The sequence below is a fragment of the Rhizobium sp. 18055 genome (assembly GCF_902706285.1).
GTDB lineage: Bacteria > Pseudomonadota > Alphaproteobacteria > Rhizobiales > Rhizobiaceae > Rhizobium.
The window spans coordinates 207754-232691 of sequence record NZ_CACSKD010000006.1; the positions used below are offsets into that span (position 1 = coordinate 207754).

Consider the following 24938-nt stretch of genomic DNA (forward strand, 5'->3'; position numbering starts at 1 on the left):
GGACTACTTCTTCATCTGCTCCTTCAAGGCAGCGAGCTTGGCGAAGGGCGAATCGGGATCGATCGGCTTTTCCTTGCGCGGCGGCTTTGCCTCGAAGCGCAGCGGCTGGGCGCCGCCACGGTTGTTGTTGCGGTCGTTGCGGTCCTTGCGATCGCCACCACGGTCATTGCGGTCACCGCGCTGCTCGTTGCGGCCCTGGTTCGGCTTGCCGCCGTCCTTGCCGCGGTTCGGGCGATTGTCGCGGTTGTCGCCGGCACCTTCGCCACCCGGGCGACGATTGCCCTGGCCGCGATCCTGGCGTTCGCCACGTTCCTGACCCTGACCGCGTTCCTGGCCCTGGCCCTGACGCTCTCCACCACGGCGATCGCCATGGCCGCGCGCCTGGCGCTGGCTGTTGTTGTCGGTGCGTCCACCCAGGCGCCACAGCAGCACCGGCTTCGGCTCTTCAGCCTCTGCCGCATCGGCTACCGGCGTTGCTTCGGCGACCGCTTCCGGCGCAGCTGCGTCGGTTGCCGCGGCTTCTGCCACAGGTGCCTCGGCGCCTGGCGCTTCGGCAGTCGGTGCTTCGACGGCTGGCGTCTCAGTCGTTGCTTCTTCCGACGAGGCGCTGTCGGCATCGTCGTGGTCGGCCTTGTCGACGCCTTCTTCGGCGACGACGTCAACCGTTGCAGCAACAGGTGCCGCGGAGGCATCCTGGGTCGCAAGGTGCGCCGAGGCCTCTTCGGCCTTCACGGCGTCTGCACGATAGCCGAGACCCTTGAGGATCTCTTCCATGTCTTCGAGCGTTGCGCCGAGGATGGAGAGCATGGCTGTCGTCGTGGTGAAACGGCGACCGTCATAAGCGCCCTCGGGACGGTTCGGCTGACCCGGCTTCCACTGCAGCAGCGGACGGATGATATCTGCCAGACGCTCGAGGATATCGACGCGCACGGCACGCTTGCCGAGGAAACGGAAGCCGGCGAGCTTGTAGAAGGTGCGCTCATAGGTCGGATCGGTGACAACAGAGGTGCGGCCGGCGGCCAGCACCGGAATGAGGTCGCCATAACCCGGCTTGTCGAGGCCGTCATTCTTCAGCGCCCAAAGCAGCGTGATGAGCTCGGCCGGAGCGGGCTTCAGAAGCGCGGGAACGAAGATGTGGTAGGCGCCGAAACGAACGCCGTAGCGGCGCATCGATGCGCGCGCATCCTGATCCAGCGACTTGACCTCCTCGGTCACGTCGCGACGGAACAGCACGCCCAGATTTTCCACCAGCTGGAATGCCAGACCCTTGGCCAGGCCCTGCAGGTCTTCGGCGCGCGACAGATCGTCGAGCGGCTTCAGCACCGTGCTGATGTGGTGATTGACAAAGCGTTCGACGCGGGCTGCGACGTGGTCGCGCGCGTTGCCGCTCAAGCTATCGTCGGCCAGCAGGATCACGCGCGGACGCATGATGTGCTCGGTGCCCGACAGGCGGGCCACCGGATCGCCGATCCAGCGGATCAGACCATCCGAACCGATCGCCAGATCGCCATTGCCGGACGCGTGGATACGCGCCGCACGGGCTTCAAATTCCAAAGCAAGCGCCTTCTGCGAAGCAGTCTGGACCGCCTTGGCGTCCGGACCATCCGCTCCCGATACAGGCGTGAACCGGAAACCGGACAACTGCCCCACATGATGTCCTTCTACAAAGACATCGCCATTTACACTGATTTCAGCTTCCAGCATCGCATTCTCTCTCAGGCGCTTCATGAGCACAGATGTCCTGCGATCAACAAAGCGTTTCGTCAACCTTTCATGTAACGCATCGGACAATCGATCTTCGATTTCCCGCGTCTTTTCCTGCCAGTGTGTCGGATCGGCAAGCCAACTGGGCCGATTCGATACATAGGTCCACGTCCTTATCTGCGCGATTCGCGCCGAAAGAGTGTCAATCTCACCGTCCGTTCGATCTGCACGGTGTACCTGCTCGGCAAGAAAATTCTCATTCACCGTGCCATAGCGCACGAGATCGGAAAAGAGGGCGGCAATAAGATCGGCATGTTGTGCCGGGGTAATGCGCCTATAATCCGGCAGTGCGCAGGCTTCCCAGAGCTTTTCGACCCTGGCCGGGGTATCGGCAAGGTCGACGATCTCGGGATAGCGCGACAGCTGTTCGAGCGCCTGCTGATCGACAGCGGGCAAAGCACGCGTCAATCCCGAGACGCGCGGCGCGGTCTCCAGGCTTGCGCGCAGGGATTGAATCGATTTGAAGTCGAAGTCTGTCGTGCGCCACTGCAAAACCTTGACGTGGTCGAAGTGGTGGCCCTCGATGCGCTGCACGAGTTCCTCGTCGAGGGGGTCGACATGGCCGGTGACGCCGAAGGTGCCGTCGCGCAGATGGCGTCCGGCGCGGCCGGCGATCTGGGCGAGCTCGGACGGATTGAGGTTGCGGAACTGATAGCCGTCGAACTTGCGGTCCTGGGCGAAGGCGACATGATCGACATCGAGATTGAGGCCCATGCCGATCGCATCGGTCGCCACCAAATATTCGACATCGCCTGATTGATAGAGCCCGACCTGCGCATTGCGGGTGCGCGGGCTCAGCGCGCCGAGCACGACGGCGGCACCGCCGCGCTGGCGGCGGATCAGCTCGGCGATCGAATAGACCTCTTCGGCGGAAAACGCGACGATGGCCGAGCGCTGCGGCAGGCGGATGATCTTCTTCTGGCCGGCGTAAAGCAGGTGCGACAGCCGTGGACGCTCGACGACGGTGATGCCGGGAAGCAGATGCTGCAGGATCGGCCGCATGGTGCCGGCGCCCAGCAGCAACGTCTCGTCGCGGCCACGCAGATGCAGGATGCGATCGGTGAAGATATGGCCGCGCTCGAGATCGCCGGCCAGCTGCACCTCGTCGATGGCGACGAAGGCGGCCTTGGTCTCGCGCGGCATCGCCTCGACGGTGCAGACCGAAAAGCGCGCCTTGGGAGGGGAAATCTTTTCCTCGCCGGTCACCAGCGCAACGTTGTTGACCCCGACCTTCTCGACGACGCGGGTGTAAACTTCGCGCGCCAGAAGGCGCAGCGGCAGGCCGATGACGCCGGTACCGTGGGCAACCATGCGCTCGATGGCGTAGTGGGTCTTGCCTGTATTGGTCGGTCCGAGCACCGCGGTCACGCCGCGGCCGCTCAGTATCATGGGCTGCGATGTCAGTGTCTTTGTCCTGCAGACGGGGCGGGGGTGCCCCGGGGGTAAACCAAGCTCCTGATCCGAAGCAGACAACAAATGGACAGCCGGTGGTGCAAACGCAAGGGCTGATTTGAATTTGGTGGGCCAATTTCGGCTGCTCGAATAGCTTGCAGAATACGCGCATAGCGATTCAGAACAGCAAGGGAACGAATCAGAGACGAATCGCTGACTCCGGCTGATTCAGTGTTTGTTCACGGCTAAGTGTTGATTTTGAATCACTTTTTCCCACCAGATGCTGAATCTCGATGTTCGCGCTTTGCGTGTGTCGATGTTTTCGCGGGGGCTTGCGATGCGTCGTTTGCGCTGTGATGGAAGTGCGGCTGCGCGCTCCCCCGACGCCGCAATAAATCGGCTGCGTTAACGGTTCGATCAAAGCCGGAACAAAAGGCGGCCGAATCAGCGACCTCTGCGATTTCCCGCTTTGTTCACGCCAACATCTTGTTGTTAAATGATTTCTTAACCATACGGACAGGCGGCGAAGGGCGCTTTGCCGGCTATTCGGCTCGGCAGTCGTTAAGACGTCGGTTCGGCGTGCGGCAGAGGAATTATTGTCCTCCTGGAAAATATCGGCGGAACAAAAAGCCGGCTTACGTGTTTCTCGCTCATTCAAACTCGAAATGCGCTGAGGTTACGGAATATGCTTGGAACAATACTGCTTATCGTCCTTATTCTACTTTTGCTCGGAGCCCTGCCGAATTGGGGATATAGTCGCGGATGGGGCTATGGACCTTCGGGCGGTTTGGGATTAGTGCTCGTCATTATTATCATTCTTGTACTCATGGGCCGGATCTAAGCGCCCGAAAAACCTGGGAGAAATGTCATGATGAAGAAGATTGTACTTATTGGTGCCCTGGTCGGCGCGCTGGCATCGTGCACCGCCACAGAGCAGGGCACGGCGATCGGCGCAGGTAGCGGGGCTATCATCGGCGGTGCTGTCAGCAACAGCTGGGGCGGCGCTGCAGTCGGCGCGGTTGCCGGTGGTCTCGCTGGCGCGCTCATCGGCCAGTCGGTCGAACGCCGCGGCTACTGCGTCTATCGTGACCGTTACGGTCGCCGCTACGAAGCCCGTTGCCGCTAACGAATTTGCCTGAAGCTTCAGGCTCGGACTGAAAGAAAGGCGTCGGATTTCCGGCGCCTTTCTTGTTTTGGTTTCCGGTGTTGCCAAACAAAAAGGCCGCATCGCGAACGATACGGCCTCTTCAGAAAAACGATTGCAGGACGATCAGTCCTTGGCGCGCTCGACGTAGGAATTGTCTTCGGTGGCGATGACAACGCGGGTGCCGGCATTGATATGCGGCGGAACCAGCGTGCGAACGCCGTTGGAGAGGATCGCCGGCTTGTAGGACGAGGATGCCGTCTGGTTCTTGACAACAGGCTCTGTCTCGGAAATTTCGAGCGTGACGTGGCGCGGCATCTGGATCGACAGTGCATTGCCTTCATACATCGACAGAACGCAGGTCATGCCTTCCTGAAGGTAGGCCTTCTGGTCGCCCATGGTATCGGCGTCAACGACGATCTGGTCGTAGTTCTCCGGGTTCATGAAGTGGAAGCCTTCGCCATCTTCATAGAGGAACTGGTGGTTGACGTCTTCCACGAAGGCGCGCTCGACCTGCTCCGTGGTGCGCCAACGCTCGGCGACCTTCACGCCATCGACGATGCGGCGCATGTCGACCTGGGTGACCGGCGTCCCCTTGCCCGGGTGAAAGTTGTTGGCCGTCAGAACGACGTAGAGCTTGCCGTCCACTTCGAGGACGTTGCCCTTGCGGACAGAAGAGGCGATGACCTTGACCATAAGACTTCCTTGTAACTCGGCTTTTGGCGTCGTAGAGGACTGTCGAAATGGTCCGCGGGACGCAATTAAGTGTTCTTTGGGGGCGCAACTAACCTAAAATCCGGCAAATAGCCAGCCCTCGCGTTGGCTGATCCGGTAAGGATAGCATTCGATGAAACCTTCGATCGCAAAGGTGTCTCCATGGTGGACGCCCAGCGTGCACGCCGATCGCCGGCCGTTCCTGATCGGACGCAATGCGATCCAGGCGGCGTTGCGCGGCTATTTCGCTCGCGAGGACTTCATCGAGGTCGATACCGCGACGTTGCAGGTCTCCCCCGGCAACGAAGCGCATCTGCATGCCTTTGCGACCAAAGCGCTGACGACTGACGGGCAGTCGGCTCCGTTTTATCTGCATACATCGCCGGAGTTTGCCTGCAAGAAGCTGCTGGCGGCCGGCGAGGAGCGCATCGCCTGCTTCGCCCATGTCTACCGCAACCGCGAGCGCGGGCCACTGCATCATCCCGAGTTCACCATGCTGGAGTGGTATCGCACCGGCGAAAGCTATGAGAGCCTGATGATGGACTGCGTCCGCATCCTGGCGCTGGCGGCCGAGACGGCGAAGACCGAGACATTGAACTACCGGGAGATGGTCTGTGATCCGTTTGCCGGACCTGAGCGCGTCAGCGTGGCGGAGGCCTTCCGGCGCCATGCGGATATCGATCTGCTGGCCTCGGTCAGCGCCGACGGCTCGACCGATCGCGAGCATCTGGCGACGGAAATGCAGCGCGTCGGCATGCGGGTGTCCGACGATGACCAATGGGCCGATCTGTTCAGCCGGGTGCTGGTCGAGAAGATCGAACCTCATCTCGGCATGGGGCGTGTCACGATCCTTGACGAATATCCGGTGTCGGAGGCAGCGCTTGCCCGGCCTTCCGCCAATGATCCGCGTGTTGCCGAGCGTTTCGAGGTCTATGCCTGCGGCGTCGAGCTGGCCAATGGTTTCGGCGAATTGACCGATCCGGTCGAACAACGCCGCCGTTTCGAGATTGAAATGACGGAAAAGGCGCGCATCTATGGCGAGACCTATCCGATCGACGACGATCTGCTCGATGCGCTTGCGATCATGCCTGACGCCAGCGGTATCGCGCTCGGTTTCGACCGGCTGGTGATGCTGGCAACAGGCGCGCGTCGGATCGAACAGGTGCTGTGGGCCCCGGTGGCGGAGTATGGGCAGTGAATGTCGTCCGGCCGATCAAGACGGTTGATGACCTTGCCGATGCAGGGCTCGTTTCCGATCGCGATCGGGATGGCCTCGAAGACGTTGCGGCGCGTTATGCGATCGCGTTGACGCCTGCGATATCAAAACTGATCGATCGCAATGATCCCAATGATCCGATCGCGCGTCAGTTCGTGCCCGACGCGGCCGAGCTTGTCATCACGCCGGAAGAGCGTGCCGATCCGATCGGCGACCACGCGCATAGCCCGGTCGAGGGCATCGTCCATCGCTATCCTGATCGCGTGCTGCTGAAGGCGGTGCATGTCTGTCCCGTCTATTGCCGCTTCTGCTTCCGCCGCGAAATGGTCGGCCCGCAGGGGCTGGGGACGCTCGATGCCGGCGCCATGGCCGCTGCTTTCGATTATATCAGGGCGCATGACGAGATCTGGGAGGTGATCCTGACCGGTGGCGATCCGCTGGTGCTGTCGCCACGGCGCCTGCGCGAGATGCTGGAGCAGCTGGCCGGTATCGAGCACGTCAAGATCGTCCGCTTCCATACCCGGGTACCTGTCGTCGATCCGCTGAAGGTCGATGCAGCCTTGATCTGTGCGCTGAAGGCGAGCGGCAAGACGGTCTACGTCGCGCTGCATGCCAATCACCCGCGCGAACTGACAGACGAGGCGCGCGCTGCCTGCGCCCGACTTGTCGATGCCGGTATCGTCATGGTCAGCCAGTCGGTGCTGCTGAAGGGTGTCAACGACGATCCCGCAGTTCTTGCCGAACTGATGAAGGCTTTCGTCGAGACGCGGGTGAAACCCTACTATCTGCACCATCCCGATCTTGCACCGGGCACCAGCCATTTCCGGTTGTCGATCGAGGAAGGCCAGGCGATCGTCGCGGCACTGCGCGGCCGTATCTCTGGATTGTGCCAGCCGGCCTATATTCTTGATATTCCCGGCGGTTATGGCAAAGCTGCAATCGGCGAGAATGCCATTCGCAAGACGGGAGAAGGTTGCTATTCGGTTTCCGACTACAATGGTGGAGAGCATAGCTATCCCCCTGCTGACGCATGATACGGAGACACGACGTATCATTTCAGCACTGAAGCTGATCCAGAATCGAACGGGCCAGTGTTCAAGATTCGCCTGCAAGCACATGATACGGCTTGCTTATCTGCACTTCAGCCGCGAAGCAGATAAATTTTTACATTTCAATCAGAGCTAGATTTAACCAAGTGTTTTAGCGGAATTTTGGGTTTTTCTCCTTAAAAGCGTCTTCAAGACAGGGCGATGAACGCCCGCTCTGGTTATGACAAGCTTGGAGATGTGAGGATGAATACGACAATCCGTGGACTGCTGGCCAAGTTCGGCAAGTTGCCAGTGGCTATCGACGAGGTGGCCGACGATGCTGATCTCTACGCTGTCGGGCTCACATCCTTTGCATCGGTTCAGCTGATGCTCGGCATCGAAGATGCCTTCGATATCGAATTTCCCGACAATCTGCTCAACCGCAAATCCTTTGCCAGCATCTCGGCCATCGCCAAGACCGTCGATCTGATCCAGGATAGCCGGAAGGTCGCATAATGAACTTCCCGGTCAAAATCACGGAAGACAGTTTTGCAGCAAGGGCTGCCCGCGTTGTCGCCATTGCGGCGAAACATGCGGACACCGTCGATTTTGAAGGCCGGTTTCCGCGGGAAGCCGTGGATGCGATGAAGGCCGAGCGCCTGCTCAGCATCCAGATCCCGCGCAGTCTCGGTGGCGAAAGCGCCACCACGACCGAAATCGCCGAACTCTGCTCGATGCTCGGCCAGGCCTGCGCTGCCAGCGCCATGGTCTTTGCGATGCACCACATCAAGCTGTCGAGCCTGGTCGAACACGGCGCCGACAGCCAGTGGCACGCCGACTTCATGCGCCGCATTGCGGCCGAACAGATGCTGATCGCCTCGGCGACCACCGAGGGCGGGATTGGCGGCAATCTTCGCAACAGCATCTGCGCAGTCGAGGTCGATGGCGGCATTTGCCGTCTCGAAAAGGATGCGACGGTGATTTCCTATGGTGCGCACGCCGATGCGATCCTGATCACGTCGCGTGCCCATGCCGAGGCCGCACCGTCTGACCAGGTTCTGACGGCGTTCCTCAAGGATCAGTACACGCTCGAAAAGACGCATGCCTGGAACACGCTTGGCATGCGCGGCACCTGCTCGGATGGCTTCCTGTTCAAGGGTGAAGCGCCGGCCGAACAGATCCTGCCGAAACCGTTTGCCGAGATTGCCGCGCAGTCGATGCTGGCCTCTTCGCATCTGCTGTGGAGCGGCGTGTGGTACGGCATTGCCATCGACGCATTCTCGCGGGCTCAGGCCTTCGTGCGCGCCGCGGCCCGCAAGTCGCCGGGTGCGCCGCCTCCGGGTGCGCTGCGCCTTGCCGAAGTGTCGAACCTGCTGCAGATGGTGAAGTCGAACGTTGTCGCCGGCCTCAAAGCCTACGAAGACGCCAAGGCCAATCCCGACAAGCTGTCGTCGATGGGCTTTGCCGTGGCGATGAACAACGTCAAGATCGCATCGTCGGAAACGATCCTCGAGATCGTCAACCACACGATGCTGATCTGCGGCATCATGGGCTACAAGAACGGCACGCCGTTCAGCCTTGGCCGCCATCTGCGCGATGCGCATTCCGCACAATTGATGATTTCCAACGACCGCATCCTTGGCAATACGTCGAGCATGCTCCTTGTCCACAAGCAGGACACTAGCCTTCTGGGGTGACTCACATGGATATGCAGACCTCCTTTCTGGACCGGCTTTTCGAATCCGGCCTTCTGATCGACATGGGTGTTGACGGCCTTTATGGCCGCAGCGGCCAGTTCGAAGACGTGATTGCCGCTTTCGAGCGCCTGATCGACCGTTTCGGCGGCCAGGATGGTGCGGAAGCGATGCGCTTTCCGCCCGGCATGAACCGCGAGATCTTCGAGAAGAGCGGCTACATGAAGAGCTTCCCGCAGCTGGCCGGCACCGTCCACAGCTTCTGCGGCAACGAGCTCGACCACATGAACCTTTTGCAGTGCATGGAAGTCGGCGAGGACTGGACCGAGGGCCAGAAGCCGACCGAAATCGTGCTGACGCCGGCGGCCTGCTATCCGCTCTATCCGACCGTCGCCCGCCGCGGCAACCTGCCGAAGGACGGTGCGCTGTTCGATCTGCAGTCCTATTGCTTCCGGCATGAGCCATCGCGCGATCCGGCCCGCCAGCAGCTGTTCCGCATGCGCGAATATGTCTGCATGGGCACCGAGAAGCACGTTACCGATTTCCGCCAGAACTGGATGGATCGCGGTCTTGAGATGATGAAGCTGGTCGGCCTCGACGTCACCATCGATGTTGCCAACGACCCGTTCTTCGGCCGCGCCGGCAAGATGATGGTCAACAACCAGCGTGACCAGAACCTGAAGTTCGAGCTGCTGATCCCGATCACCTCCACGGCCAATCCGACGGCCTGCATGAGCTTCAACTTCCACCAAGATTCGTTCGGCCAGAAATGGGGCCTGAACCTCGATGATGGCAGCGTGGCGTTTACGGCCTGCGTCGGCTTCGGTCTGGAACGCATCGCGCTGGCGCTGTTCCATCACCACGGGCTCGACGTGAAGCTGTGGCCTGCCTCGGTTCGCCAGGCACTTTGGGGCTGAGCGGATCGATGTCATCCGTCTTCCCGGCGATCCGCCCGGACAGCTATTGCCCGCATGCGCTGCATTCCATGGAGCGCATGTGGCCGGAGACCAATTGCTACATCGATCTGTGGATCGAGGTGCTATCGACACTCGGCCTGCCGCCTGAAGCCATGCTCGGCTTCACGCTGGGGCAGGATTTCGAAGGCGACCAGTTCACCTTCTTCAAGGTGCCGCTGGAGGATCTGGAAGCGCTCTACGGCATTCGGGTCACGGAGCTGGCGATCTTCGACAAGGTGGAACGCCATATCGAGATGCAGATTTCGCGCGGGCGTCTCTGCCTGATCGAGATGGATTCCTTCTATATGCCCGACACGCAGGGCACTGCCTACCGGCAGGAGCACGGCAAGACCACGGTTGCGATCAACCGGCTGGATGTTGCCGGCAAGCGCGTCGAGTATTTCCACAATGGCGGCTTCTTCACCCTTGAAGGCGAGGATTTCGACGGGCTGTTCCAGCTGCATCTCGCAGACGAAGACCCGCTGTTCCTGCCCTATACGGAATTTGCCAAGTTCCCGGAGGGGCCTGCCGATGAAGCGCAGACGCGCGCCGTCTCGCGCCAGCTGCTGACCTCGCATTTTGCCCGCCGGCCGCGCGCAAACCCGATCCGCGCCTTCGCATCGGTGTTTCCGCAGCAGGTGGAGGCGGTTGCCGAGCGCCCGTTCGGCTTCTTCCACAAATACGCCTTCAACACGCTGCGCCAGTTCGGTGCCAATGCCGAGCTTTTGGCCGATCATCTGACCTGGCATTCCAGCACCGAGTTCGGCGCTGCCGCCGAACATGCCCGTCGTCTGTCCGAGGCGGCGAAGTCTGTTCAGTTCCAGCTGGCGCGTGCCGTGACCCGCAAGAAGTTCGAGCCGTTGCTGACCGCGCTTGATCCGGCTGCCGATGCATGGGATGCCGTGATGGCGTCGCTCGCGGAGCGTCTGTGAAGCCGGAGGCCTGATCATGCGGGGGAGATTGGCGAGCATTGCGGCGGAGGAAACGCTGCTCAGCGAAGGGTGGAACCTGGTGCTGACGGAGCCTGGCGCCTGCGCCAATCCGCACGACCTGCCGCTATCGGCGCAGATGATTGCCGCCGAGGTGCCGGGCACGGTGGCCGCAGCGCTCGAAAAGGTAGGGCTGTTCGATCGCGAGAACCCCGAGCCGCTCGATACGCGGGACGCCTGGTATGTTTGCCGGCTGTTCGATGCGGAACCGGGCGATGCGATCCTGCGCTTCGAGGGGCTTGCGACGCTCTGCCATGTGTTCCTGAACGGTCAGGAAATCCTCTTCTCCGAGAGCATGTTCACTCTGCACGAAGTGCCGGTGACGCTGTCTGGTGGCGACGAGCTGGCGCTGTGCTTCCGGGCGCTGGGCCCGCGCATTGCCGAAACCGGCCCGCGCGCCCGCTGGCGGCCGCAGATGATCACCCCGCAGGGGCTGAAGAATGTGCGCACCACGCTGCTCGGCCATATGCCCGGCTGGTGCCCCGAGATTCACGCGGTCGGCCCCTGGCGACCGATCACGCTGGTGCGTCGCGATGTCGTGTCGCTCGACAATGTCACGGTGCGGGCGGTGCTCGAGGCCGATGGCACCGGCAAGCTCAGCGTATCGCTCCATACCGATGCCGATGCGCCGGAGCTGTCGCTTCGCTGCGGCGGCATCGAGCAGCCATTCGAGAAGGTCGGCGAGCAGCACTATTCCGCCATTCTGAGATTGCCGGACGTCAAGCCGTGGTGGCCGCACACGCATGGTGCGCCTGAACTCTACGACTATGCCGCGGTTATCGATGGCGTCGAGCATCCGATCGGCCGCACCGGCTTTCGCACCGTCGAGGCTGACCGGGGCGCCGACGGCAACGACTTCGCGCTTCTGATCAATGGCGAACGGGTGTTCTGCCGTGGCGCCGTGTGGACCACGGCCGATATCGTGCGGCTGCCCGGCACGCGGGCGGATTATGAACCGTTCCTGCGGCTGGCGGTCGAGGCGGGGATGAACATGATCCGCATCGGCGGCACGATGGCCTATGAGACGCCTGATTTTTTCGAACTTTGCGACGAACTCGGACTGCTGGTCTGGCAGGATTTCATGTTTGCCAATTTCGACTATCCCAGGAATGACAAGGCGTTTACCGCGCATGTCCATGCCGAGGTCGAGGAATTCCTGCACGGCGTCCAGGGCTCGCCCTCGCTTGCCCTGCTCTGCGGCGGCAGCGAGATCCAGCAGCAGGCGGCGATGCTCGGCCTGCCGCAGGATTTCTGGTCGGGGCCGATCACCGACGAGATCATTCCGGCGATTGCCGGCCGCGTCAGGCCCGATGTGCCTTACATCCCCAATTCGCCCTCCGGCGGCGCCATGCCGTTTTCGCCGAATGCGGGCGTGACGCATTATTACGGCGTCGGCGCCTATATGCGGCCGCTCGACGATGCGCGCCGCGCCAACGTGCGGTTTGCCGCCGAGAGCCTGGCCTTCGCCAACGTGCCGCAGCAAAGGACGCTGCAGCGCCATCTCGACGTGCCGCCGGTTCATAGCCCGTTGTGGAAAGCCCGCGTGCCGCGCGACCGCGGTGCTTCGTGGGATTTCGAGGACGTGCGCGATTTCTATCTGGCCGAGCTTTACGATGTCGATCCGGCGACGCTGCGCCGCGAGAACCGCGATCTCTATCTCGATCTGTCGCGCGCCGTCAGCGGCGAGGTGGTCGAAGCGACGTTTTCCGAGTGGCGCCGCAAGGGGTCCGGCTGCAACGGCGCGCTGGTCTGGACGCTGCAGGACCTGCTGCCCGGCGCCGGCTGGGGCGTGATCGACTCGACCGGCGAGCCGAAGCCGATCTGGTACGCCATGCGCCGCGCCTTCCGGCCGGTGCAGGTGCTTCTGACCGACGAGGGCACAAACGGTCTCGACGTGCATGTGATCAACGAGAGCGAACTGAGCCTGCAGCTCGATCTCGAAGTGGTGTGCTTGCGCAACGGCAAGCAGCATGTGGTGAGCGGTGGGCGCATCCTGACGCTTGCGCCGCGGAGCAAGGAAAGCTTTGCGGCAACGGATCTGTTCGGCGCCTTCTTCGACACGACCTATGCCTTCCGCTTCGGCCCGCCATCGCATGACGTGACGGTCGCACGGCTGCGGCTGCCTGATGGCGGTGCCGTCGTGGCCGATGCCTTCCATTTCCCGCTCGGCCGCTCCAAAGCCTCCCAAGACGGAGAGATCCAGGTGTCGCTGGTGCAGGACGGTGGCGACTGGTTTGCCGATCTGACGACGGACAGGCTTGTTCAATCCGTCCACTTCGGCGTCAATGGCTACCGGCCCGACGACGACTGGTTTCATCTGGCGCCGGGTGGCGCCAAGCGCGTTCTGTTGCGCCCGCTGTCCGGCAATGGCGGGCAGGAAGCGCCGACCGGCGAGGTGCTGATCCCCGGTGGTCTGCGGTCCTTTGCCTTCTAAACGTGCCTCCCGCAAAAGGTGAGGCACAATCAATTTCGAAAGACTTCTTCATTAAGATAGGCCGCTTGGAGCGACCTAAAGCGGGTAGGGCATGTCGAAGGGAATTATTGCGAATTCTGTGATGAACGGAGCAGCGGGCATGCTGCTTCTGGTGACAGGTTTCATTTCCTCCATCATCACCGCGCGATTGCTCGGCCCCGAGGCCAACGGCATCATCGCCTTTTCGCTCTGGCTCGTCGTTACCGGCGCATCGATTGCCGAGCTCGGCTCTTCCATCACGCTGTCGAAGACGCTGCCGCAGCTGCAGGCTGAGGGTTTCGACGCGCGTCAACGCCTGGGCTTCGCCTCCTTGCTGGTGACGGTGATGCTGTGCTCGACGCTGGTGTTGCTGGGTCTCTATGCGCTGTTCTTCCTGACGTCGGAGGAGATGCACTGGGCGGAAACGGCACCGTCGGTCGCCTATGTCACCGCGGCCCTGTTTTTCGTCCAGGCGATCGGCTCCTTCGTCAAATTCTACCTGATCGGCGAACGCCGGCTGACCGATTTCTTCAAGCTCGCCACCGGCGTCTGCGTGCTGCAGTTGATCGGCGTTGGGGTCGGTGCGGTGTTTTATGGCGTCGAGGGCGTGCTGGTCGGCTATCTGCTTGGGCAGATGGTGTTTTTCATTGCCACCCTGCCGATCCTTTTGACGCCGCGCGACCGCTGCGGCATTCCGCTGAAGCATCTGGCGGCGTCGTCCGTCGTGCTGTCGGCGCAGTTCGTGATCGATTCGATTTTCCTCAACCGGTTGGAGATTCTCTTCATCCAGCAGTTCTGGTCGGTGGAGATGGTCGGCTTTTATGCCGTTGGCCTGTCGATCGCCAATATCGCGCTGCAACTGCCGATCCAGATGACCGGCAGTCTGCTGCCCTATTATTCAGAGCGGCGCCACAGCAGCGATGATCGTACGCTGCCGGTGGAGGTGTTTGCGGCGGTGACCCGCAGCATGGCCTATATCATCCTGCCGATGAGTTTCGGTCTGGCGGCGATCTCCAGCGAGCTGGTGCCGGCGGTGTTCGGCGAGGCCTTCGGGCGCAGCGGTACCGTGGTGGCGCTGCTGGCGCTGGCGGCCCCGTCCTACACCTTCATGCAGACGCTCAGCCTCTATCTTCTGTCGATGGATCGGGCGCGCGACCGGTTGAAGGTCAGCATCGTCGGTGGTGCGGTGATGACGATCGGCTGCCTGGCGGTCATTCCCTATTTTGCCGCCGAGGGTGCGGCACTTGTTCGCATCGGCGTGTTTACGGTGATGTGCATCATCATGGTTCGCTATACGGGCTTTGGCTCGCAGCTGTCGGGCCTCTATGTAAGTCTTTCGAAAACGCTCGTGGCGGCAGCGATATGCGCAATTATAGCCGTCGCAATTTTACATTTTATCAATGGTTCTATTGGACTTTTGCTCGCCATAGCCGCTGGAGGTGCTGGTTATATTGTCGCGCTTAAGGTTTTGAAGGCCATTCCTTCAGAGGATGCCGAGGTTATGTTGTCTATCGTTGCGAAGATGCCGGGATCGGTGAGAAATTCTGCCAGAAGGGCCGTCGAATTCGTCGCTCCTTCCCATTCCCAAAATCGAGCCGAAGACCGGGCAGACGATCGGCTGGCCGAGCAGTATGCCGTTTCACAGGTTGCAGAACCGGCAGCCGAACTGACAGCAGAACTGGCAGTCGAACTGGCCGAGGGTGCCGGCCGGGATGCGGCGCTGCCGTTTGCCTTCGACACGACGATCGGGCTGTTCAAGCCGGAAAGCCTCGGCACGCAGAAGCGTTCTGCGGCGGTTCTCTTCGTCAACCCGTGGGGTCTTGAGGAAATGTGCAGCCGGCGGTTCTTCCGCGTGGCGGCCGAACATTTCGCCGATCTCGGCGTGCCGAGCCTGCGTTTCGATTATCCCGGCACCGGTGATGCGCTTGATCTCGGCAATGACCCCGTCGGCCTCGCTGTCTGGGAAGACGCCATTCGCCGCGCCGCCGCGCGACTGAAGAGCCTCAGCGGCTGCGCACGCATCGTGATCGTCGCGCAGGGCCTTGGCGCCACGCTGGCGCAGAGAACGGCGCCGTCGATCGGCGGTGTCGATGCGATTGCCATGCTGGGGCCGGTGCTGAACGGCCGCGCCTATCTGCGCGAACTCAGCGCATGGTCGAAGTTCATCAATTATCACCTCGGGCTTGGCGAGAATGCTGTTCCTGAGGGCAAGCATGTGATTGCCGGGCTGGAAATGCCGGCTGGCATCGCAGCCGAGCTTTCGAAGCTGAAGATCGCCGCGCCCGACGCTGCCGCCGCTCGCCGTTATCTCATCCTCGAACGGCCAGAGCGCGCCGACGACACGACATTCGCCGACAATCTCAGGGCGCTGGGCGCCGAGGTCGATCAACGGACCTTCGAGGGTTACGACAAGCTGGTGTCGGACCCTGTTTTTTCCAGGACGCCGATGGCGACCGTCCAGGCGCTGGCCGAATGGGTGGATGCAAATACGTCGGCGGACCCATCCGCGGTTCCTTCGGTGACCGCAATCGAGGCGCAATCGATCGTCGGCGACGGGTTCGAAGAGGTGCCGGTACGCTTCGGTGCGTTCAATCATCTGGTCGGGATCGTCTGCCGGCCGGTCGGCTTGCCAAGCGGCAATGCCGTGCTGTTCCTGTCGACAGCCTATGACCGCCAATCCGGCTGGGGCCGCACGATCGTCGACATGGCGCGCGGGCTGGCGCGGGAGGGCGTGGCCTCGCTGCGCTTTGATTCCGCCAATGCCGGCGACAGCACGCCGCGTCCCGATGCGCCCGAACAGATCCTCTATTCCGCTACCCAGAACGAAGATGCGCGGGCCGCGATCGATCTGCTCGAAGGCCTCGTGCCGGGGCCGCTGATGGTCGCCGGTCGCTGCAGCGGCGGCTATCTCGCCCTTCGCTCGGCCGTCGATGACGAGAGGGTCAAGGCTGCCGTCTCGATCAATCCCTTCGTCTACTACTGGGATCCGAACCAGCCGGTCGAGAACAAGCATGTGGTCTCGGTGCCGCGCAGCTTCGAGGATTATGGGCAGCGGCTTTCCAGCCTTGCCACGTTCAAGCGGCTGCTGAAGGGCGACATCGATGTCGTGGCGGCAGCGCGCAACGTTACCATCGCCTTCACGCGGCGCATGTCGGTGCGCATCGCGCCGCTGCTGGAATATCTGCCGAGCCGTCGCCATACCGCCACCGAAGTCCGGAAGTCATTTTCGAGTGTGGGTAAGCGCAAGGTGCCGCTGACGCTGATCTATAGCGAGGGCGATGTCGGGCTGGAGCACATGTATTTCCACTTCGGCCCCGGTGGCCGCAAGTTCGCGCGCCATCCGAATGTCCGGCTGGTGATGCTGCCGGATGCCGATCACAATCTGACGCCGCCGCAGTCGCGCAGGACCGTGTTTGCGGAAATCGTTCGGCTGGCAAAGGCCTGATCGACACAGATCAGGCGGCCAATGGCGTGCTTCCGGTCGGGCCGAATGTGCGCCCGATCGTCGTTGTCATGTCGATTTCCGTTTGAGCCGCTCGACCGTGCCGGGCAGGTCGGAGCCGTTAGCCGGCTTTCTGCCGGGTGCCGATGATCGTGTCGTAGACGGCGACATAGCGCTCCGCGACGACATCCCAGGAATAGGCGCGGGCATCGGCCAGAAGCGCGGCCCTGATGGCCGGGCCCTGCGCGTCGAGGCGTGCATGGGCGGTTTCGATCGCGTCCGCCGCCGATGCCGTATCGCTGAAATCGGCGAGCACGATCTCTCCGTGGCGCTCGGCGAGCGTCGTATAGGCCGCGTTGTTGTTCAGTACCGGCAACAGGCCGGCGCTCATGGCTTCGAGCGCCACCAGCCCGAAGCCTTCGTAGGACGATGCCGAGGCGAAGATCGAAGCGTCGGCGATGATCCTGCCGATCGCCTGATTGTCTGCGCCGATATGGACGGTGACGGCGTCGCCAAGCTTCAGCCTGTCGATCTGATCCATCAGATCCTGTCTGGTCAGATCGGATTCGACGCCGGCAATATCGAGATGCCATTCGGGATCGCGGGCGCTCAGAACCGCCATCGCATCGATCAGCTTCTCCAGCCGCTTGTTCACCGAAAACCGGCCGATGGTGACGATCCGGCGCCTGGCGGTGCGCGAGGCGCGGTCGGCGAACTTGCCGATGTCGGCGCCGTTTTCGATGGCGATGGTGTGGGTGGGAGCGATCTGCGAGAACTGCCGGAGATCGGACAGACTGCAGCCGATGACCTTGTCGTAGGCCATGGCCGAGACCCGGGTGATGGTCCGGAACCAGACCTTCTTGATCGCCGCATGCTTTGTTGTGTGGAAGAAGCCGCCATGGGTGGTCACCACCATGGGCTTGCGATGCAGCAAGCGGCCCCAGGCGAGCGCATCGAAGAAGAAATCGATGGCGTGCACATGAACGAGATCGGCATCGCCAAGGTGGCGAAACACCTGCGGGGCAATCGGATAGCGCGTGCTGCCCGACCAGGGAATGCGGACGATGTCGATGCCGTTGATGGTTTCGCGGTGCGGCAGCGTCTTGTCGCGGGCGGTAAACAGCGAATCCAGGGTCACGACGCGAACGCGGTAGCCGCGATCGAGTGTCTGGCGGGCCAGATTGGCGACCACGTCCTCGAGCCCGCCGCGATTGGGCAGGAACTGGCGGATGACGTGGACGATCAACGGTGATGACGCGGCAGACGGCTCGGCGTCATGGACGTAGATTTCGGCAGCAGACATCACAGATCCTTCGGGCCACGCGGGGGCGGTCGCAGCTTGTACCGACGTAACAAGACGACCGCCGGGCTTAAGGGCGCGTTAAATCTCTCAATCCGCAAAGATCTGCCGTGTGGAAGAGTTAACCGACCGTCACGTCGGATCAGAATGCCCGGAAGGTCAGCGTCGTCAGCGAGCGGACGATCCCGGGAATGCTGGCGATTTCGTCGTTAACGAATTTGCCGATGTCCTCGCCCTCCTGGATATAGACCTTCAGCAGCAGGTCGTAATCGCCGCTGGTCGAATAGAGCTCCGAGGCGCGTTCGGTCTTGTAGATGGCGTCGGCAACCTCGTAGGTCTTGCCGGGGGCGCATTGGAGCTGGACGAAAATCGGCTTCATGGGAGTTTCCTGCATGGAATTCTGTTTGGCCGGCATAATGCTCGAAAGCACCGGTCGGGCGCAAGCCGTTCTCTCATCCGGCGGCTTCGCGGACGATCCAGTCGCGAAAGGCCGACAGCGGCGCATAGTCGGCGCGCTCGGCCGGATAGGCCAGATAGTAGCGCTCCTTGCTCTCCATCTCGCGATCGACGGCGGCCACCAGATAGCCGCGTTTCAACTCGTCCTGGATCAGGAAGGTCGGCAGTAGTGCGACGCCGAGGCCGGCCGTCGCTGCCTGTGCTGCGGTCGCAAACTGGTCGAACAGCATGCCATGGACGTTCTGCAGCGCCACGTCGTTATCGGCAAACCATTGCTCCCAGGCGTCGGGCCGGGTGGTGAGGTGCAGCAGCGGCACGTCGACGAGGTCGGACGGCGCGCTGATCGCGTGGCTGTCGCGAAATTCCGGGCTGCAGGCGGGCACGGTCTTTTCCGACATCAGGAAGGTCAGTTCGGCGCCCGGCCAGTGCGGATGGCCGAAATGGATGGCGGCGTCGATCGAATCGAGGCGGAAATCGAAGGAGGAGAGCCGGGTGACGAGATTGATTGTCACGCCGGGATTGGCGGCGAGAAACCGCCCGAGACGCGGCGCCAGCCAGCGGGTGCCGAAGGTGGGCAGGATCGCCAGGTTGAGCGTGCCGCCATGCGGATTGGCGCGCAGGTTCAGCGAGGCGCTGGAGATGCGCCTCAGCGCCTCGCGGATCTCGCGGGCATAGCTGTCGCCGGCCAGCGTCAGCCGCACCGTCTGGCGCTCGCGGATGAACAGTTCGACGCCGAGCTGCTCCTCCAGCGCCTTGATCTGGCGGCTGACGGCGCTCTGCGTCAGGTCGAGTTCGCTGGCAGCCGCGGTGACGCTGCCGGTGCGCGCCACCGCCTCGAAGGCAGCGAGCAGCGAAGTGGACGGTAGAAAACGCCGTGATGGCAGCATGGTCATTCCATTTCAGAATGAGCTATTTCCGAAATGTCGATATTTATGGCTTCCCTGCGCTTGTAAATAGCGTCAACAATCAAAAATGGAATGAACGTGGGGTTTCCTAACATGACAGGCTTCGTTTCCACAGACCGCATCCGCTCGTTGTTCACGGAAGCGATGTCGCAGATGTATCGCGCCGAGGTGCCGCAGTACGGAACGCTGCTTGAACTGGTCGCCGACGTCAATGCCGAGGTGCTGGCCACAAACCCCGAGCTTCGCAATCGCCTGACACGCGCCGGTGAGCTGGAGCGCATCGATGTCGAGCGCCACGGCGCCATCCGTCTCGGCACGGCGGAGGAACTCTCGACCATTCGCCGGCTGTTTGCCGTCATGGGCATGCAGTCGGTCGGCTATTACGATCTGTCGGTGGCCGGCGTGCCTGTTCATTCCACCTGTTTCCGGCCGATCGACCAGGCGGCGCTCGGCATCAACCCGTTTCGGGTCTTCACCTCGCTGCTACGGCTGGAGCTGATCGAGGACGAGGCGCTGAGGGCGGAAGCCGCCGATATCCTGTCTAGGCGCCGGATCTATACCGAGCGCGCCATCGCGCTGATCGAGCGCCACGAGCAGGTCGGCGGGCTGAGCGAGGCCGAGGCTGCAGAGTTCGTGGCTGAGGCGCTGGAGACGTTTCGTTGGCATGGCGAGGCCACCGTCAGCGCCGAGACCTACAAGCGGCTGCACGACGCGCACCGGCTGATCGCCGATGTCGTCAGCTTCAAGGGTCCGCACATCAACCATTTGACGCCGCGCACGCTCGATATCGATGCCGTGCAGGCGCGTATGCCGGAGCGCGGGATCACGCCGAAGGCGGTCATCGAAGGCCCGCCGCGCCGTGACTGCGACATCCTGCTGCGCCAGACCAGCTTCAAGGCGCTGGAAGAGGCGATTGCCTTTGCCGGCGACACGAGTGCTGTCAAGGGCACGCACACGGCCCGGTTCGGCGAGATCGAACAGCGCGGCGTGGCGCTGACGGCCAAGGGGCGGGCGCTCTACGACCGGCTTCTGGCGTCGGTTCGTGGCGAGGTGCAGGTCGGCGCCGGCGGTGCCAAGGCCGGTGATTACGGCAGCGAACTCTCCGAGCGGTTTCGCGAACTGCCGGACAGCTGGGCGGAATTGCGCCAGCAGGCGCTGGCCTTCTTCCACTATTCGGTAACGCCCGAGGGGATTGCCGCTGCCGTCAGCGAGACGCTTCCCGACGATGCCGATCAGCTGATCGAGTGCGGCTATCTGGTGTTCGATCCGATCGTCTACGAAGATTTTCTGCCGGTCAGTGCGGCCGGTATCTTCCAGTCCAATCTCGGCACCGACCAGCAGCAGAATTATGCGACGCGCTCGAACCGGGCGGCGTTCGAAGCGGCGCTTGGCGCCGTGGTTACCGATGAGCTTGACCTTTATGCGGAGCGTCAGGCACGCTCGCTGGAAACGGCGATCGAGCTGCTGAGGCTTGCCGGCCTGCAGCTGAAGACCGTGGCCTGACCTGATCGACGAATGGACCTGATCGATGCTCAATGATCCGCGCTCCCACGGCCTCTGGGAAAAGACAGCACCGCAGCCGCCCGCGACCTCTCCTCTTGAAGGCGCGGTGACGGCCGATGTCGTGGTCGTCGGTGGCGGGTATACCGGGCTGTCGTCCAGCCTGCATCTGGCGGAAGCCGGGAAAAAGGTGGTTTTGCTTGAGGCCAACGAGGTCGGCTTTGGCGGCGCGGGGCGCAATGTCGGGCTGATCAATGCCGGCATGTGGGTGATGCCCAACGATCTGCCCGGCGTTCTCGGCCCCGTCCATGGCGAGCGCCTGCTCGACCTGCTCGGCAATGCGCCGAGCCTGGTGATGGAGCTGATCGACAGGCACGGCATCGCCTGCGAGCTCGAGCGCAATGGCACGCTGCATGTGGCGGTTGGCACCAATGGCCTGAAGGAGATCACCGATCGCGCCCAGCAATGGGCGGCCCGTGGCGCCCCGGTGACGCTGCTCGATGCGGCAGAGACCGCGCGCCGGGTCGGCAGCCATGCCTATACCGGATCGCTGCTCGACATGCGCGCCGGCACGCTGCAGCCGCTCGCCTATGCCCGTGGGCTGGCACATGCCGCCGTCAAGGCAGGCGTGTCGCTGCACACGGGAAGCTCTGTCGTCTCGACCGAGAAGAGCGGCAAGCGCTGGACGGTGAAGACCGCGAAGGGCTCGGTCACCGCCGACTGGATCGTCGTCGCGACCGATGCCTACAGCACCGGCCCATGGGAACAGGTGCGGACCGAGCAGGTGCATCTGCCCTATTTCAACCTGGCGACCAGGCCGCTCAGCGACAATCTGCGCAAGTCGATCCTTGCCGGCCGCGAGGGCGTCTGGGACACCAAGGAAATCCTCTCCTCCTATCGCATGGACCAGGCCGGTCGGCTGGTGTTCGGCAGCGTCGGGGCGCTGCGCAACACCGGGCTTTCGGTGCACAAGGGCTGGGCCAAGCGTTCGCTGAAAAAGCTGTTCCCGCAGCTTGGCGATGTCGAATTCGAATGCGAGTGGTACGGCAAGATCGGCATGACCGACAATGCGCTGCCACGCTTCCACAAATTTGCCGACAACGTCGTCGGCTTCTCGGGCTACAATGGCCGCGGTATTGCACCCGGAACGGTGTTCGGCCGCACGCTTGCCCGCCATATCCTTGGCGAGATGAGCGAAGCCGATCTGCCGCTGCCGCTGACGACAGCCGTCGAGCCCAGCTTCCGCGCCGTCAAGGAACTATGGTACGAAGCCGGCGCCCAGGTCGCCCACTTCGCCGATGCCCGCTTTTAAGAACAATCAGGTTGGATAAACGACAATGACCATCGAAACGCTCGATCTTGCTTCCGAGACAAAGACACTGCTTTCCAAACTGGGCGTCAGCGCCGATCGCTTCACCGGCGGCACGCTGCGCGTCACCTCGCCCGTCACAGGCAAGGAGATCGGTGCGCTGAAGGAACATTCGGTCGCCGATGCCAAGATTGCCATCGCCGATGCGCACAAGGCGTTTGCCGAATGGCGTGCGGTTCCGGCGCCCAAGCGCGGCGAGCTGGTGCGCCTGCTCGGCGAAGAGCTGCGCGCTGCCAAGGCCGAACTCGGTCGTCTGGTGTCGATCGAAGTCGGCAAGATCACCTCCGAAGGCCTCGGCGAAGTGCAGGAAATGATCGACATCTGCGATTTCGCCGTCGGTCTCTCCCGCCAGCTCTACGGCCTGACCATCGCCACCGAGCGCTCCGAGCACCGGATGATGGAAAGCTGGCATCCGCTCGGCGTCGTCGGCATCATCTCGGCCTTCAATTTCCCGGTTGCGGTCTGGTCGTGGAATGCGGCGCTGGCGCTGGTCTGCGGCAATCCTGTGGTCTGGAAGCCATCCGAAAAGACGCCGCTGACGGCGCTCGCCACCCAGGCGCTGTTCGAAAAGGCGTTGAAGCGTTTCATCGCCGAAGGCGGCACGGCGCCGGCCAATCTGGCGACGCTGCTGATCGGTGGCCGCGATGTCGGCGAAGCGCTGGTCGATCACCCGAAGGTGCCGCTGGTGTCGGCCACCGGCTCGACGGCGATGGGTCGCGCGGTCGGCCCACGCCTGTCGCAGCGCTTTGCCCGCGGCATTCTCGAGCTTGGCGGCAACAATGCCGCGATCATCTGCCCGACGGCCGATCTCGACCTGACGCTGCGCGGCGTGGCCTTCTCGGCAATGGGCACCGCCGGCCAGCGTTGCACGACGCTGCGCCGCCTGTTCGTGCATGAGAGCGTCTACGACAAGCTGGTGCCGCGGCTGCAGAAGGCCTACGGCTCGGTCAGCATCGGCAATCCGCTCGAAGCCAGCACGCTGGTCGGTCCGCTGATCGACAAGCAGGCCTACAGCAACATGCAGTCGGCGCTGGAGCAGGCGAAGGCCGCTGGTGGCACGGTCACCGGTGGCGAGCGCGTCGAAAACGGGGCAACGGACGCTTTCTACGTGCGTCCGGCGCTGGTCGAAATGCCGTCACAGACCGGCCCGGTCGAGAATGAAACCTTCGCGCCGATCCTCTATGTGATGAAGTACAGCGATTTCGACGCGGTGTTGGAAGAGCACAATGCCGTGCCGCAGGGCCTGTCGTCGTCGATCTTCACCAACGACATGCGCGAGGCCGAAAACTTCCTGTCCGCCCGCGGTTCCGACTGCGGTATCGCCAACGTCAATCTCGGCCCTTCTGGTGCGGAAATCGGCGGTGCGTTCGGCGGCGAGAAGGAAACCGGCGGCGGTCGCGAATCCGGCTCCGATGCATGGCGCGCCTATATGCGCCGCGCCACCAACACCATCAACTACGGCAAGACCCTGCCGCTGGCACAGGGCGTCAAGTTCGACGTCGAATAATTGCTGCGGTCAATTGCTGCATTGCGACAAAGAGGACGATAACGTAACAGCGTTATTGTCTTTTTGTTTGCGTAGGTTTGTTCAATGCATCTGACACTGGCTGCGGCCGAGACGCTGGTTTTCGAGACGCTCATGCGAAACCGGGTCAGCGAGACCAATGCCCGCTCGGTGGCAAAGGCACTGGTTGCCGCGGAAGCGGCTGGCCAGGGTGGGCATGGATTGCGGCGCGTCGAGGCCTATTCGGCGCAGGCCAAGGCCGGCAAGGTCGATGGTTTTGCGGTGCCGCTGCTGACCCGGCCGTTCCCGGCAGTGGTCCAGGTGGATGCCTGTTACGGATATGCTTATCCGGCTATCGATCTCGCCGTTCCCACGGTTGCGGATACCGCAAGGCAGCAGGGCATTGCTCTGGCATCGTTCAGCCGTTCGCATCATGCAGGGGTATTGGGGCTCACCGTCGAGCGCTTTGCCGAGTTGGGTCTTGTCGCGCTGATGGTGGCCAATGCGCCGGCCTCGATGGCCGCATGGGGCGGGCGCAAGCCGGTGTTCGGCACCAACCCGATCGCCTTTGCAGCGCCTCTCCCCGGTGCCGATCCCATCGTGATCGATCTGGCGCTGTCACGCGTTGCCCGCGGCAAGGTGATGGCCGCCAAGCAGAAGGGGACCCCGATCCCGGACAACTGGGCCTTCGGTCGCGATGGCGAGCCGACCACCGATGCGGTGGAGGCATTGGCGGGGACGATGATGCCGTCGGGCGAAGCCAAGGGTGCGGCGCTGGCGATGATGGTCGAGATCCTCGCCGGAGCACTGACCGGCGCCAATTTCTCGTTCGAGGCATCCTCGCTGTTCGACGACAAGGGCGTGTCGCCGGCTCTCGGCCATATGCTCGTCGTCATCAATCCCGAAGCCAGCGGCGGGGCATCTGTGGCCGAGCGCATGGGTCGGCTTGCCGACGAAATCTCGTCCGATCCGGGCGTGCGGCTGCCCGGCCGGCGCGGCCAGAATGCCCGGCGCCATGCAATCGAAAACGGCATCGAGGTCGAGGACGAAGTGATCGCCGCGATCCAATCGCTCTAGAACCATTCTAAGATATAGCAATTATTTCAAGCCTTT

Annotated in this window: 19 protein-coding genes; 14 read left to right on the top strand and 5 right to left on the bottom strand. The window is 62.6% G+C overall.

What is annotated here, in order from left to right; translation table 11 throughout:
* Nucleotides 1–3 precede the first annotated feature (3 nt).
* A complete protein-coding gene (locus GVL52_RS13340) occupies nt 4–3153 on the bottom strand; it encodes a helicase-related protein (RefSeq protein ID WP_160007783.1) in 3150 nt (1049 codons plus the stop codon).
* A gap of 688 nt (nt 3154–3841) precedes the next feature.
* Here GVL52_RS13340 and GVL52_RS13345 point away from each other — a divergent pair.
* Complete coding sequence (locus tag GVL52_RS13345) at nt 3842–3997, top strand: DUF3309 family protein (protein WP_160007785.1); 156 nt, start codon at nt 3842–3844, stop codon at nt 3995–3997.
* A 27-nt stretch (nt 3998–4024) separates the two neighbouring features.
* A complete protein-coding gene (locus GVL52_RS13350) occupies nt 4025–4282 on the top strand; it encodes a YMGG-like glycine zipper-containing protein (RefSeq protein ID WP_160007786.1) in 258 nt (85 codons plus the stop codon).
* Between the two features lie 144 nt (nt 4283–4426).
* Here the strand turns inward: GVL52_RS13350 and efp are convergent, their stop codons facing one another.
* Nucleotides 4427–4996, bottom strand: a complete 570-nt coding sequence (efp, locus tag GVL52_RS13355) for an elongation factor P (protein WP_160007788.1) — start codon at nt 4994–4996, stop codon at nt 4427–4429.
* A gap of 151 nt (nt 4997–5147) precedes the next feature.
* On the opposite strand from efp, the gene epmA reads away from it, so the two are divergent.
* The 8 genes from epmA to GVL52_RS13395 all read left to right on the top strand — a co-directional run bounded on the left by epmA (nt 5148) and on the right by GVL52_RS13395 (nt 16794).
* Entirely contained in the window at nt 5148–6212 is a 1065-nt protein-coding gene (gene epmA / locus GVL52_RS13360) for an EF-P lysine aminoacylase EpmA (RefSeq protein WP_160007790.1), read from the top strand.
* A complete protein-coding gene (locus GVL52_RS13365; protein WP_160007792.1) occupies nt 6209–7264 on the top strand; it encodes a lysine-2,3-aminomutase-like protein in 1056 nt (351 codons plus the stop codon). The genes epmA and GVL52_RS13365 overlap by 4 nt, the downstream gene beginning before the upstream one ends.
* Nucleotides 7265–7522: 258 nt before the next feature.
* On the top strand, nt 7523–7774 hold the full coding sequence (locus GVL52_RS13370) for an acyl carrier protein (RefSeq protein WP_160007794.1): 252 nt from the start codon (nt 7523–7525) through the stop codon (nt 7772–7774).
* Nucleotides 7774–8955 carry an acyl-CoA dehydrogenase family protein gene (locus GVL52_RS13375; protein WP_160007796.1) on the top strand — a complete coding sequence of 394 codons (1182 nt, stop codon included), beginning with the start codon at nt 7774–7776 and terminating at the stop codon, nt 8953–8955. The genes GVL52_RS13370 and GVL52_RS13375 overlap by 1 nt, the downstream gene beginning before the upstream one ends.
* A 5-nt stretch (nt 8956–8960) precedes the next feature.
* Nucleotides 8961–9869: an amino acid--[acyl-carrier-protein] ligase gene (locus tag GVL52_RS13380; protein WP_160007798.1), complete on the top strand. Its 909-nt coding sequence runs from the start codon at nt 8961–8963 to the stop codon at nt 9867–9869.
* Complete coding sequence (locus tag GVL52_RS13385) at nt 9860–10840, top strand: DUF1839 family protein (RefSeq protein WP_200847817.1); 981 nt, start codon at nt 9860–9862, stop codon at nt 10838–10840. Before GVL52_RS13380 ends, GVL52_RS13385 begins: the two co-directional genes overlap by 10 nt.
* Before the next feature lie 16 nt (nt 10841–10856).
* Nucleotides 10857–13331 carry a glycoside hydrolase family 2 protein gene (locus GVL52_RS13390; RefSeq protein ID WP_160007802.1) on the top strand — a complete coding sequence of 825 codons (2475 nt, stop codon included), beginning with the start codon at nt 10857–10859 and terminating at the stop codon, nt 13329–13331.
* 91 nt (nt 13332–13422) lie between these two features.
* On the top strand, nt 13423–16794 hold the full coding sequence (locus GVL52_RS13395) for an alpha/beta fold hydrolase (RefSeq protein ID WP_160007804.1): 3372 nt from the start codon (nt 13423–13425) through the stop codon (nt 16792–16794).
* A gap of 118 nt (nt 16795–16912) precedes the next feature.
* Here the strand turns inward: GVL52_RS13395 and GVL52_RS13400 are convergent, their stop codons facing one another.
* From GVL52_RS13400 to GVL52_RS13410, 3 genes are all read right to left on the bottom strand, one after another.
* On the bottom strand, nt 16913–18094 hold the full coding sequence (locus GVL52_RS13400) for a glycosyltransferase family 4 protein (protein ID WP_160007806.1): 1182 nt from the start codon (nt 18092–18094) through the stop codon (nt 16913–16915).
* Between the two features lie 139 nt (nt 18095–18233).
* Nucleotides 18234–18470, bottom strand: coding sequence for an Lrp/AsnC ligand binding domain-containing protein (locus GVL52_RS13405; protein WP_160007808.1), 237 nt, complete (start codon nt 18468–18470; stop codon nt 18234–18236).
* A 73-nt stretch (nt 18471–18543) separates the two neighbouring features.
* Nucleotides 18544–19440 (bottom strand): LysR family transcriptional regulator, encoded by an 897-nt coding sequence (locus tag GVL52_RS13410; protein WP_200847814.1) that lies wholly within the window; start codon nt 19438–19440, stop codon nt 18544–18546.
* 84 nt (nt 19441–19524) lie between these two features.
* On the opposite strand from GVL52_RS13410, the gene GVL52_RS13415 reads away from it, so the two are divergent.
* From GVL52_RS13415 to GVL52_RS13430, 4 genes are all read left to right on the top strand, one after another.
* Nucleotides 19525–20955 (top strand): VOC family protein, encoded by a 1431-nt coding sequence (locus tag GVL52_RS13415; RefSeq protein WP_160007812.1) that lies wholly within the window; start codon nt 19525–19527, stop codon nt 20953–20955.
* Between the two features lie 25 nt (nt 20956–20980).
* Complete coding sequence (locus tag GVL52_RS13420; RefSeq protein ID WP_160007814.1) at nt 20981–22264, top strand: FAD-binding oxidoreductase; 1284 nt, start codon at nt 20981–20983, stop codon at nt 22262–22264.
* 25 nt (nt 22265–22289) lie between these two features.
* A complete protein-coding gene (locus tag GVL52_RS13425; RefSeq protein WP_160007816.1) occupies nt 22290–23828 on the top strand; it encodes an aldehyde dehydrogenase family protein in 1539 nt (512 codons plus the stop codon).
* 84 nt (nt 23829–23912) lie between these two features.
* The gene (locus GVL52_RS13430; protein WP_160007818.1) at nt 23913–24902 is read left to right on the top strand and encodes an Ldh family oxidoreductase; all 990 of its coding nucleotides are present in this window, start codon (nt 23913–23915) and stop codon (nt 24900–24902) included.
* The last annotated feature ends 36 nt before the right edge of the window (nt 24903–24938 follow it).